Genomic DNA, 10,690 nt, shown 5'->3' on the forward strand with positions numbered 1-10,690 from the left:
GGCCCCAGGGGGCCCTCCACTTCGGGAAGGGATACATCCGGGCGCGGTATCTCGGACCCCGCGGCCTTGGCTGTCAGGTCACCTTCGCCTGGTGGGAGTGGTGGCCGGGTGGAGTGGGCCTGGGCCGCGTCCGTGGGGGTGGGGTACTTGGGGGTGGGTGCCTGGTCGCGGCCCGCTGCCGCGCTGCGGTGGACTGCCTTGGTGCCCTCCGCGGCGGCGATGGCGCTGATGCTCGGGTCGCCCAGGGTGGCGGCGGCGTCGACGACGGCGGACAGCGCGTCGGCGTAGGCCGGGGCGTGCTGCGGGGCCGTCGTGATGAGGTGTTCCAGCAGTTCGGTCGGGGCGGAGCGCCAGCGGCGGGCGCTGACGGCGGCGTCGAAGAACGGTTGGAGGGTGGACGACGTCGGGCGGGCGGCGACCCTCGCTGCCGAGCCGCCCGAGGCGGTGGCCTGGAGCCAGTCCGCCGGGGCGCCGGGGGAGGACTCCGCCACCGCGGCGGCCAGGCGCTCGCCCTCGGCGCGGGCTGCCTGGGCGGCCAGGCCGGCGGCGGTGCCGGCCTGGGCCAGGGCGTCGAGGGCGGCCGTGAGCGCCGTCGTGGTCACGGGGCCTCCAGCGGGGCGGGACCCGGTGTCGGGCCCGGGCCGGCCGTGCCCGGACCGGGCAGAGCCTGGCCCGGTGGTGGCTGGCCGGGGAGCGACTGGCCGGCGCTCGGGAGGGTGAGACCGCCCGAGGTGCCGAACTTCTCCTCCAGGAACCGGCCGTGCGCTACGAGAGCCACGGCGTCGGCGCGGGAGACGGCGTCGGAGATCTTGTCGAGCGTGGCGCCCAGGAGGTCGAGCTGGTCGCACAGGATCAGGAGCGACGTCTTGCCGCGGTCCACGACGCGCCGGTCGGCGAAGTCGCGGGGCAGCCGCAGGTAGGCGTCCACGGCTTCCGGCAGGTAGCTCGTCGCCGTGGCGACCACGGTGTGCGCCTGCTGGGAGCCCGCGCCGAGCCGGTCCAGCCGCGGGGCCATCTCGTGCACGGTCTCGGCGACGCGCTGCACCCGGGCCGTGACGGCCGCGGGGGCCTTCCCGGACGCGCGCGCCAGCACGGCGTCGACGGACGTGACGATCTGCTCGGTCGTGGGCGGCGCCGGGATCGCGAGGGGCGGCTCCTCCTCGGTGCGTCCGCCGCCGAAGACCCGCTGCCACCAACCCATGCGTTCCCCCGTGCCCGCGGCCGTCACCGGTTGCCGAGGTCGAGAGAACCGCTCGCCACGCCGTCGGTGTTCGTGCGTCGTGCCCGCTCGACGTACTCGGACGCCTTGGTCGTCTCCGTCTGCAGCACCCCGATGGTCTGCGACATCGAGTCCAGTGCCCGCGTCTTGAAGTCGCTGATGGAGTCCATCGTCGCGTAGATGTTCGCGAACGCCGACTGGAGCTGCTCGATGCCCACGGTCGAGCTCGCGGCCTGCTCCTGGATGGTGGCCGACTGGTCGGCGAGCATCTTGGACGTGGACGCGATCATGTTGGACGTCGTCGTGTTCAGGGCGCCGATCTGGTCCAGCACGAGCTTCTGGTTGGCGAGGGCCTGCGCCACGATGACGGCGGTGCGCAGCGCCGAGACCGTGGTCGTGGTGGCGCGGTCGACGCCCTTGGTGAGCTCGACGTTGTTCTTGATGATGATGTCGATCGCGAGGTAGCCCTGGATCGAGACCGCGAGCTGGGTGAGCAGGTCCTGGTGCTTCTGGCGCACGTAGAACAGGACGTCCTCGGACAGCGCCTTGGCCCGCTCGGGCTCGGCGATCTGCAGCTCGGCGATCTTCGCGGAGAGCTGGGCGTCCAGCCGCTCGGCCACGTAGATGTACTGGTTGAGCCGCGTCATCGTGTCCCAGAGGTTCTGCTTCTCCAGGTTGAGCGCGGCGTTGTCCTTGCGCAGCTCGTCCTGCCCGTTGTAGAGGGCCTGGATGATGGCGTTCAGCTGGCCCTGGGCGGACTCGTAGCGGCGGAAGTAGTCCTGGATCTTGTCGCCGAACGGGATGACGCCGAGGATCTTGCGGCCCACGCTCGCCTCGGACGGGTCCAGGTCCTCCACCGTGCGGCGCAGCTCCAGGAGGGTCTGGCCCACCTTCGAGCCGTCGGCGAGGCCGCCCTCCTTCAGGGCGCGGACCGGCGTGGCCAGCAGGCGGTTGCTGGAGTCGGCGGCCTGCCGGATGTCCGCGTCGCCCATGGTGCGCACGTCGTCGGCGCGCCGGGCGAACTCGGGGGACCGGGTGTCGGTGCCGAGCAGGCCGTCCAGGTACGTGGTGACCTTCTGGTCGAGCGCGGGCGCCACGGCGGGGTCGACCTTGGGCGCCATCTTGGGCGCCTGAGTGGCGGCGACGGGCTGCACCGGGTCGGGCGCGGTGAGCACGAGCGGCTCTGCTGGCGCGGGGGGTTGAAGCGGCATCGGCTCGGTCATCGGTGCTCCTCGAGATAGGGCGTCCGAACGCGGCGAGTATATGCCGCGGGCTACCGTCGACGAGGGCGGAAGCGCTGCTCGGCGGGGTGAGAACGAGGGGGCGGCGAACAGAGTTCCCGGGGCGGCGGGTGACTGTTTATTTGTTGTCACGCGAGGCCCAGGCCGCGCCACAAGATGCCTTGGCAAGTAGCCTTGCGAAATGGATGAAGTTGAGGGCATCCTGGTCTTGCCGAGTGCGTTGAAGCACCCGGGGATCACGGAGGCAGACATCGGGCACGCGTTGGGTTTCTCGCGACGCGGCTTCGACAACGACGAGGACGGTTCGGTGATGACGATCGGCCCGGCCGAGTAGGGAGTGCTCCTGGAGATCGGGCACCGTTCGAAGTGGGGGATCCAGTTCGTGGTCTTCCACGCGATGGAGGCTCGGGACAAGTTCCTGACGCCCAAGGAGAGGGGCGAGGTGAGGTGAGCATGAAGATCGAGGACCTGAACCTGACACCCGAGGAGCGGGCTGAGCTGGAGGCCTGGGGTGAGGAGATGGCGGCCAAGGCCGTCACCGACGACTACGCCGAGAAGCTGCGACCAACCGAACCGGCATTGCTGGAACTGCAGCGAGCTGCGGCCCGACGCATCTACCTGACCAGCCAGGCGGAGAAGGCCGTCCGCGACGCCGTCGCCCAGGCGCGCGCCCAGGGGTTGTCGTGGAACGTCGTCGGCCAGGCGCTGGGCACCACGGGCGAGGCCGCTCGCCAGCGGTACTCGGCCGCCTGACCGCACCGGAACAGCACGGTGAGAACCGCACGGGGTGTGGTGCGCCTCACCCGGCGTCGTCTCACGGAATAGGCCCGCCGGGGCCCGGGGTTTGGGAGCATGAACGGAGTCGTTCGGACACCCTTCCAGACAGGATGTACACGAAGCCATGCCCTCGCGCCGGTTCTCCCGCCCGCGTGCCGCCGTCGTCGTCACGGCCGCCGTCGCTCTGCTCCTCGCCGCCTGTTCTCCCGGGGGAGGGTCCAGCGGTGAACCGTCGGGCGAACCCGTCACGGGCGGCACGCTGACGTACGCGTCGGGCGACGCCGAGCCGTCCTGCCTCGACCCGCACGTCGGCGGCAACTACCCGCAGGCGCTCATCGCCACCCAGTACCTGGAGTCGCTGGTCTCGCTCGACGAGGACGGCGAGGTCATCCCGTGGCTCGCCACCGAGTGGGCCGCGAGCGACGACGGCCTGGAGTGGGAGTTCACGCTCCGCGACGACGTGACGTTCACCGACGGCACCCCGTTCGACGCCGAGGCCGTGGCCGCGAACATCGCCCACGTGCAGGACCCCGCCACGGCGTCGTCCACCGGGTACCTCGCCCTGGCGAAGATCAAGGACGTCGTCGCCGTCGACGACCACCTGGTCCGGCTCGAGATGAGCGCGCCCGACTCCGCGCTGCTGGAGTCGCTGTCGCAGGTGTGGGTCGCGATGGAGTCGCCGAAGGCCCTGGAGCGCAGCCAGGAGGAGAACTGCGCCGCGCCCGTCGGCACCGGCCCGTTCGTCGTCGACACGTGGGAGCGCCAGGACTCGGTGACGCTGGTCCGCAACGACGACTACAACTCGCCGCCGGCCGACGTCGCCGAGGCGACCGAGGGCAGCGACCTGCCGTACCTCGACTCGATCGTCTGGCGGTTCATCCCCGACTCCGCGAGCCGCTACGCCGCGCTCCAGTCGGGTGAGGTCCAGGTCATCGACAACGCGCAGCCGGACACCATCAAGTCTGCCGAGTCGGACGACGCGATCGAGGAGCTCGACGCCCCGCGCCCCGGCGCTTCCAACCGCATCGAGCTCAACTCGGGCAAGGCGCCCTTCGACGACGAGCGCGTGCGCGAGGCGTTCATCCGCTCCGTGAACGTGGACGACGGCATCGAGAGCCTGTTCTTCGGCACCGCCGAGCGGTCCTACTCGCCGCTGTCCAGCGTCGAGCCGCTGGGCCTGAGCCTGCCCGACCTGTTCACGGTCGACACGGACGCGGCGTCCGACCTGCTGGACGACGCCGGCTGGGCCGAGCGCGACGCCGACGGCTACCGCATGAAGGACGGCGAGCGCCTCAGCCTCGACTTCCCGGTGAGCACCAACCAGTCGATCCCCGCCGAGCAGTCCCTGTTCGAGCAGATCCAGGCCGACGCCAAGACCGCGGGCTTCGAGGTCAACCTCCAGCCGCTGGACCTGTCGAGCTGGTACGGCGTGCTCGCGGAGAACGAGTACAACCTGGTCAGCGCGCCGTACACGAAGGTCGGCCCGGACGTGCTGCGGATCCTGTACCACTCGGACTCGATCACCCCGGCGCCGAGCGGCTACTTCGCGAACCTCGCGCAGGTGGACGACGCCGACCTCGACGACCTGCTCACCCAGGCCTCCGCGACCAGCGACGCCGACGAGCGGGCCGCGCTCTACGAGCAGGCGCAGCAGATCATCCTGGAGGGCTACTACATCCTGCCGCTGTACGACCAGCAGAACCACTTCCTGCGGTCGTCCACCGTGCAGGGGTTGCGGGCGATGCCGACGGTGTCGACGCCGACCTTCGCCGGGGCCTGGCTGGCGCCTTGACCCTTCCGGTCGCCACCACGGGGGCGCGCAGGAAGCCGGTGCCGGGCAACCGGCACTGGCTGCTCCTGCGCGCCGGCGGCGTCGTCTTCGTCCTGTGGGCGGCCGCGACCATCACGTTCTTCGCCCTGCGGCTCGTCCCGGGCGATCCCGCCGAGGCGATCCTCGGCGGCCCCGGCTCGCAGGCCGGGCCGGAGGCGCTGGAGCAGGTGCGCCGCGAGTACGGCCTCGACCAGCCGCTCGTCGTCCAGTACCTCACCTACCTCGGGCGGCTGGTGACCGGCGACCTCGGCCAGTCGTACTCGCTGCACAAGCCGGTGCTGACCGCGATCGGCGAGCAGTTCGGCGCCACGCTCACGCTCGCCCTGGTCTCCCTCGCGCTCGCCTGGGCGCTCGCCACCGGCCTGGCGGCCTGGAGCGTGCGGGGCGGGCGGATCGCGTGGGTCATCGGCTCCGGGCTGGAGCTGGTCGCCGCCGCCGTGCCGCACTTCTGGCTCGCGACCGTGCTCATCCTCTTCTTCAGCCTGACCCTCGGCATCCTCCCGCCGGTCAGCGTGCCCGGGCCGCTCGGCATCGTGCTGCCCGCGCTCACCATGGCCATCCCGCTCGCCGGGTTCCTCGGCCAGGTCATGCGCGAGTCGCTGCTCACGGCCATGGAGTCGCCGTTCGTCACCACGGCCCGGGCGCGCGGCGAGAGCGAGGCGCGGATCTTCTGGCGGCACACCCTGCGGCACGCGGCCATCCCCGCCGTCGGCCTGTCCGGCTGGGCCTTCGGGTCCCTGATCAGCGGGGCCGTGGTGGTCGAGTCCGTGTTCGCACGGCAGGGGCTGGGACGCAGCCTGCTGTCCGCCGTGCAGCTGCGCGACGTCACGCTCGTGACCGGCATCGTGCTGGTGGTGGCGCTCGCGTACACGGTGATGACCCTGGTCACCGACCTTGCCGACCGGGTCATCGACCCCCGCACCCGGGCGGTGGGGGAGTGAGCCTTCGTTCTGTTGGGGGGTTCCGGTTCAGCGTCGCGGAGGCGCTGGCCGCCGTCTTCCTCGTGCTCCTCGTGGTCGCCGCGCTGTGGCCGAACCTGCTCGCCCCCGGCGACCCGCTCGCCGTCTCGCACGCCGACGCCTTCCAGCCGCCGTCGTTCGCGCATCTCTTCGGCACCGACGAATCGGGCCGGGACATCTACACCCGCGTCGTGCACGGCGCCTCGGAGTCGCTCCTGATCGGCGTGCTCGCGACGGCGATCGGCATCGGCCTGGCGATCGTGCTCGGCTTCGTGGCCGGGCTCGGCCCGCGCTGGCTCGACTTCGGCACCACCCGCGTGGTCGAGGTGCTGTTCGCGTTCCCCGGGCTCCTGCTCGCGCTGCTGTTCATCGTGGTCACGGGGCCGGGCGTCCTGAGCTCGACCATCGCCGTCGGCCTGGCCACGGCGCCCGGCTACGCGCGCATCATCCGCTCCCAGGTGCGCCGGACGGCGTCCGCCGAGTTCATCGAGGCCGCACGCGTGCTGGGACGCGGGCGGCTGTGGATCACCGCGCGCCACATCCTGCCGAACGTGACCGCCGCGCTGTTCGTGCTCGCGACGCTCGGCCTGGGGCAGGCCGTGATCTGGGTGTCGTCCCTGAGCTACCTCGGCCTGGGCGCCGTGCCGCCCGCCGCGGAGTGGGGCGCGATGCTCGCCGCCGGGCGCACCTACATCGCCAACTTCTGGTGGATGACGTTCTTCCCCGGCCTCGCGATCGTGGCCAGCGCCGCCGCCGCGACCGTGATCGGGCGGGGCATCCAGAAGCGGAACAGGAGCGCGACATGAGCGGGGTGGGGCGGACGTCCGTGGAGCCGACGCCGGTGGGGCCGGACGGGCCGGTGCTGGACGTCCGGGACCTCGTCGTGTCGTTCTCCGGGCGGAGGGTCGTTGACGGCGTCAGCCTCCAGGTCGCGGCGGGCGAGTGCGTCGCGATCGTCGGCGAGTCCGGCTCGGGCAAGAGCGTCACCGCGCGCAGCGTCGTCGGCCTGGCGGGGGAGGGCGCTCGGGTGTCGGCTGCCCGGCTGTCCGTCGCAGGTCAGGACGTGCTGTCCCTGTCCGGACGGCGCCTGCGGAAGCTGCGCGGCGGCACCGTCGGGCTCATCGCGCAGGACGCGCTCGTCTCGCTGGACCCCCTGCGCCCCGTCGGCCGTGAGATCGGCGACACGCTCGCCCTGCACACCGACCTCGATGCCGCCGCGCGCCGCGCGCGCACCCTTCAGCTCCTGGAGCGCGTCGGCCTGCCCGACGCCGAGCTGCGGGCCGGTCAGCGCCCCGGCCAGCTCTCGGGTGGGCAGCGGCAGCGGGCGCTGATCGCCGCCGGCATCGCGGCCGGCCCGCGCCTGGTCATCGCCGACGAGCCCACCACTGCGCTCGACCAGCCCGTCCAGGCCGGCGTGCTGCGGCTGCTGGGCCAGCTCCGTGACGAGGGCACCGGCGTGCTGCTGATCAGCCACGACCTGTCCGTGGTGCTTGGCATCGCGGACCGGGTGCTCGTGATGACCGACGGCGTGGTCGTCGAGGAGGGCACGCCGACCGAGGTGTTCGAGCGGCCCCGGCACCCGTACACACGGAAGTTGGTCGACGCGGTCCCGGCGGGGCGGGCGCGGGGGACGTTGCTGTCCGGGGGCGGTGCTGCGCCGGCCGCCCTCGTCCCGCCGCCGGCGGTCCCGGCGTCGTTGGTCCCGCCGTCGGCGGGGACGGGCGCCGACGAGCGTAGAGATAGTCGCTCTCTGAGCGGCGAGAACGCGACCAACCCTACGCTCGCCGACGCCGGCGCCGACGGCGCCGCCGGGGCGGGCGACGCCGACGCCGGAGCGGCGGCAGAGGACGTGCTCGTCGAGGCGCGCGGGCTGTCGCGGGTGTTCCACGTCGGCGGGCGGGAGATCGTCGCCGCCGACGACGTGTCGTTCGCCCTGCGTGCCGGCCGGACGCTGGGGCTGGTCGGCGAGTCGGGGTCGGGCAAGTCGACCACCGCACGGCTCCTGCTCGGGCTGGAGCATCCCGACGCCGGCGAGGTCACGCTGCTGGGCGAGCCGTGGAGCCCGCTCCCGGAGGCCCGACGGCGCCCGCGCCGGCCGCTCATCGGCGCGGTGTTCCAGGACGCCCTGAGCTCGTTCGACCCGCGCTGGACGGTCGGCGCCATCCTCGCCGACGCGGTCACCCGCGGCCGCTCGGTCCGGCCCGGACCCGTGCGCGCCGAGATCGCCGCCCTCCTCGACACCGTGGGCCTCGACCCCGCGCTGGCCGCCCGCCGCCCGCTCCACCTGTCGGGCGGACAGCGCCAGCGCGTCGCCGTCGCGCGGGCGCTCGCCGCCGAACCCCGGGTGCTGGTCCTGGACGAGCCGGTCTCGGCGCTCGACGTCTCGGTCCAGGCGCAGGTGCTCGACCTGCTGGACCGGCTCCAGCGCGAACGTGACCTCGCGTACCTGCTGATCACCCATGATCTCGGCGTCGCGCTGCACATGAGCGACGACGTCGCCGTCATGCAGGAGGGCCGCATCGTCGAGCAGGGCCCGGCCGCGACGGTGTTCGACGACGCGGAGCACCCGTACGCGCGGCTGCTGCGGGACGCCGTCCGGCTCTAGCAGCCCGCCGGGTGGGTTGCCCGATGCCTGCCGATCTCCGGGGAAACGACTGCGCCCACGGGTGGGTAACGCTGAGCGAGCATTGATAGCTCAGCGTTACCCACCCGGGCGTGACGTGAACTCCTGGCCGTCCGGACGCGCGCTCTCGGGCGGAAGCCGGCGCCACCGACGCACGCGTCAGCCGACGCCCACGTTCTGCCGCTCCGGCTCGATCACGGCCACCACGCGCTCGTGCTCGCGGGAGTAGGGCGCGCCGGTGTACTTCCTGGCCAGCTGGTCGACGATCGCCCAGCCCGTCTCGCCGTCGAGCCACTCGACGACCCTGCCGCGCACGACGACGGGCTCGAACGGGTTGTCGACGGGCGCGATGGACAGGGCCACCCGGGGGTCGCGGCGCAGGTTGCGGGCCTTGCGCATCGTTGGACCGGTGAAGAAGACGATCTGGTCGCCGTGGGTGCCGACGAAGACCGGGGCGGCGTGCGGCGAACCGTCGGGGAGGACGGTGGCGACGTGCGCGATCGAGGTGCCGTCCAGGACGCGGCGTACGGCGGGTTCGAGCATGTCAGGACTCCTTCGGCGGGATGGTGCTCGGGCGGGGATGGCTGGGCCCAACCTAGGAGCAGGACGGCGGCGGTTCTTGAACGAAACGAGCGGGCTCAGGCCCGCGGCGGACGACGTCGCGTGGCGAGGAAGGGGCGGTACGACGCCGCGTGCTCGTGACCGCAGGCGCAGCGGTCCATCCCGCCGCCGAGCAGCCCCCGCGGGGTGAGGCCGGTCAGCCGCAGGCACTCCCGGCTCAGGTGAGCCTGGTCGGCGTACCCGGTGTCGATCGCGAGGCCCGCGGTGCCGTCCGCGCCCCGCCGGCCGGTGGCCACCGCACCGGCCTGGGCCAGCGCGAGAAAGCCCTGGAAGCGTAGCGTCCGCTGGAGGACCTTGGGCGTGACGCCCACGGTGTGCAGGCAGCGGCGGCGGAGCTGGCTCGGGGAGAGCGCCAGGCGGCCGGCGAGGGCGTCGATGCCGACCCGGTGCCAGGGCATGAGCGCACCGACGGCCGCGCCCACCAGCGGGTCCGGCCCGGCCGCTCGCCGCAGGAGGTGCACGAGATGGGCCTCCAGGAGGTCGAGCGCCCGCTCGGGTGTGCTCGCCCGTGCGGTCCGGTCCACGAGCGCGTCGACCGACCCGCCCCACAGGTCGGCCAGGTCCACGCGCTGGTCCACCAGGTCGTCGAGCGTCGCGGGCAGGGGCGGCGGGGTACCCGGCAGGAACCGCACGCCGACGATCGTGGTGCGTGGCGGCACGACCTCGATCTCCGGGCCGGTCAGCGGACCGATGAGCTGCGGGCTGCCCCCGACCGGAAGGTGGATCTCGACGCCGCCGGTGGGCAGGTTCCGCTGGACGTACGCCGTCGCGCCGGTGCGCTGGACCCACACCGTCCGCACCGCGCCCGCCAGCGCGGGCAGCGGCGGCCGCTCGACGTAGGACTCCATGGGGGTCATCCTCCACGCGGTCGCCCCCGGCCCGCCAGGGAAGTGCGCGGGCGGTCACCGATGACTTCCCGGGGTGCGGCTCGTCTGCCAGGAGGAGTCGGCCTGCGACGGCCGTGACGACAAAGGAGGCCCGGCATGCCGCGATACCTGATCTCGTTCGACGACGGCGCGATGACGTTCCCCGAGGAGGACCTGCCCGCGGTGGCCGAGGCCTCGCACGCGGTGGTGCAGGCGGCCAAGGACGCCGGGGTGTGGATCTTCGGCGCCGGGCTGGAGCGGCAGCAGGCCGCGATCGTCGCGACGGACGGCACTGTGACCGACGGGCCGTTCCCGGAGGCGAAGGCCGTGATCGGCGGGTTCTCGATCCTCGAGGTGCCCTCGCGCGAGGAGGCGGTGAAGTGGGCGGCCCGGATCGCGGAGGGGTGCCGCTGCGCCCAGGAGGTCCGGGAGCTGATGTACGACCCGGAGTCCTGAGACCCCGGCCCGCGGGGACGACGTCGTCCCGCCGTGGGCGAATGCGCTGCGGGCGAATCCCCTTTGAGGCCCGGGTTTCTTCGCTTTCAGCCAGCTG

General features: G+C 72.9%; 11 protein-coding genes and 1 pseudogene. 7 read left to right on the forward strand and 5 right to left on the reverse strand.

Annotation, left to right across the window (positions count from 1 at the left end; all coding sequences use genetic code 11):
- From ACFWEJ_RS22565 to ACFWEJ_RS22575, 3 genes and pseudogenes are all read right to left on the reverse strand, one after another.
- Positions 1-602 (reverse strand): annotated as a pseudogene (locus ACFWEJ_RS22565) (hypothetical protein); the annotation flags it as partial.
- A complete protein-coding gene (locus tag ACFWEJ_RS22570; protein WP_377231424.1) occupies positions 599-1,201 on the reverse strand; it encodes a hypothetical protein in 603 nt (200 codons plus the stop codon). The gene ACFWEJ_RS22570 and the pseudogene ACFWEJ_RS22565, both read right to left, overlap by 4 nt.
- 23 nt (positions 1,202-1,224) lie before the next feature.
- Positions 1,225-2,442 (reverse strand): toxic anion resistance protein, encoded by a 1,218-nt coding sequence (locus tag ACFWEJ_RS22575; protein ID WP_377231425.1) that lies wholly within the window; start codon positions 2,440-2,442, stop codon positions 1,225-1,227.
- Positions 2,443-2,641: 199 nt separating this feature from the next.
- Between ACFWEJ_RS22575 and ACFWEJ_RS22580 the strand changes: the two genes are divergently transcribed.
- The 6 genes from ACFWEJ_RS22580 to ACFWEJ_RS22605 all read left to right on the forward strand — a co-directional run bounded on the left by ACFWEJ_RS22580 (position 2,642) and on the right by ACFWEJ_RS22605 (position 8,632).
- Complete coding sequence (locus ACFWEJ_RS22580; protein WP_377231426.1) at positions 2,642-2,794, forward strand: hypothetical protein; 153 nt, start codon at positions 2,642-2,644, stop codon at positions 2,792-2,794.
- Positions 2,795-2,913: 119 nt separating this feature from the next.
- On the forward strand, positions 2,914-3,213 hold the full coding sequence (locus ACFWEJ_RS22585; protein ID WP_377231427.1) for a hypothetical protein: 300 nt from the start codon (positions 2,914-2,916) through the stop codon (positions 3,211-3,213).
- Positions 3,214-3,361: 148 nt separating this feature from the next.
- On the forward strand, positions 3,362-5,029 hold the full coding sequence (locus tag ACFWEJ_RS22590; protein WP_377231428.1) for an ABC transporter substrate-binding protein: 1,668 nt from the start codon (positions 3,362-3,364) through the stop codon (positions 5,027-5,029).
- A complete protein-coding gene (locus tag ACFWEJ_RS22595) occupies positions 5,026-6,009 on the forward strand; it encodes an ABC transporter permease (protein WP_377231429.1) in 984 nt (327 codons plus the stop codon). Before ACFWEJ_RS22590 ends, ACFWEJ_RS22595 begins: the two co-directional genes overlap by 4 nt.
- Positions 6,006-6,833: an ABC transporter permease gene (locus tag ACFWEJ_RS22600; protein WP_377231430.1), complete on the forward strand. Its 828-nt coding sequence runs from the start codon at positions 6,006-6,008 to the stop codon at positions 6,831-6,833. The genes ACFWEJ_RS22595 and ACFWEJ_RS22600 overlap by 4 nt, the downstream gene beginning before the upstream one ends.
- On the forward strand, positions 6,830-8,632 hold the full coding sequence (locus ACFWEJ_RS22605; RefSeq protein WP_377231431.1) for a dipeptide ABC transporter ATP-binding protein: 1,803 nt from the start codon (positions 6,830-6,832) through the stop codon (positions 8,630-8,632). The genes ACFWEJ_RS22600 and ACFWEJ_RS22605 overlap by 4 nt, the downstream gene beginning before the upstream one ends.
- Before the next feature lie 177 nt (positions 8,633-8,809).
- Here ACFWEJ_RS22605 and ACFWEJ_RS22610 read toward each other — a convergent pair whose 3' ends face one another.
- Together ACFWEJ_RS22610 and ACFWEJ_RS22615 are read right to left on the reverse strand one after the other, a co-directional pair.
- Positions 8,810-9,193, reverse strand: a complete 384-nt coding sequence (locus ACFWEJ_RS22610) for a TIGR03618 family F420-dependent PPOX class oxidoreductase (protein WP_377231432.1) — start codon at positions 9,191-9,193, stop codon at positions 8,810-8,812.
- Between the two features lie 95 nt (positions 9,194-9,288).
- A complete protein-coding gene (locus ACFWEJ_RS22615) occupies positions 9,289-10,119 on the reverse strand; it encodes a helix-turn-helix domain-containing protein (RefSeq protein ID WP_377231433.1) in 831 nt (276 codons plus the stop codon).
- Between the two features lie 135 nt (positions 10,120-10,254).
- Between ACFWEJ_RS22615 and ACFWEJ_RS22620 the strand changes: the two genes are divergently transcribed.
- A complete protein-coding gene (locus ACFWEJ_RS22620) occupies positions 10,255-10,593 on the forward strand; it encodes a YciI family protein (RefSeq protein WP_377231434.1) in 339 nt (112 codons plus the stop codon).
- The last annotated feature ends 97 nt before the right edge of the window (positions 10,594-10,690 follow it).

Origin of the sequence: Promicromonospora sp. NPDC060204, assembly GCF_042728455.1 — a bacterium.
Lineage (GTDB): Bacteria > Actinomycetota > Actinomycetes > Actinomycetales > Cellulomonadaceae > Promicromonospora.

Bases quoted from the DNA above. Each gene is read 5' to 3' on its own strand.
- ACFWEJ_RS22605 (WP_377231431.1), top strand. From the start codon at position 6,830: ATGAGCGGGGTGGGGCGGACGTCCGTGGAGCCGACGCCGGTGGGGCCG.
- ACFWEJ_RS22585 (WP_377231427.1), top strand. From the start codon at position 2,914: ATGAAGATCGAGGACCTGAACCTGACACCCGAGGAGCGGGCTGAGCTG.
- ACFWEJ_RS22610 (WP_377231432.1), bottom strand. From the start codon at position 9,193: ATGCTCGAACCCGCCGTACGCCGCGTCCTGGACGGCACCTCGATCGCG.
- ACFWEJ_RS22575 (WP_377231425.1), bottom strand. From the start codon at position 2,442: ATGACCGAGCCGATGCCGCTTCAACCCCCCGCGCCAGCAGAGCCGCTC.
- ACFWEJ_RS22590 (WP_377231428.1), top strand. From the start codon at position 3,362: ATGCCCTCGCGCCGGTTCTCCCGCCCGCGTGCCGCCGTCGTCGTCACG.
- ACFWEJ_RS22570 (WP_377231424.1), bottom strand. From the start codon at position 1,201: ATGGGTTGGTGGCAGCGGGTCTTCGGCGGCGGACGCACCGAGGAGGAG.
- ACFWEJ_RS22615 (WP_377231433.1), bottom strand. From the start codon at position 10,119: ATGGAGTCCTACGTCGAGCGGCCGCCGCTGCCCGCGCTGGCGGGCGCG.
- ACFWEJ_RS22580 (WP_377231426.1), top strand. From the start codon at position 2,642: ATGGATGAAGTTGAGGGCATCCTGGTCTTGCCGAGTGCGTTGAAGCAC.
- ACFWEJ_RS22620 (WP_377231434.1), top strand. From the start codon at position 10,255: ATGCCGCGATACCTGATCTCGTTCGACGACGGCGCGATGACGTTCCCC.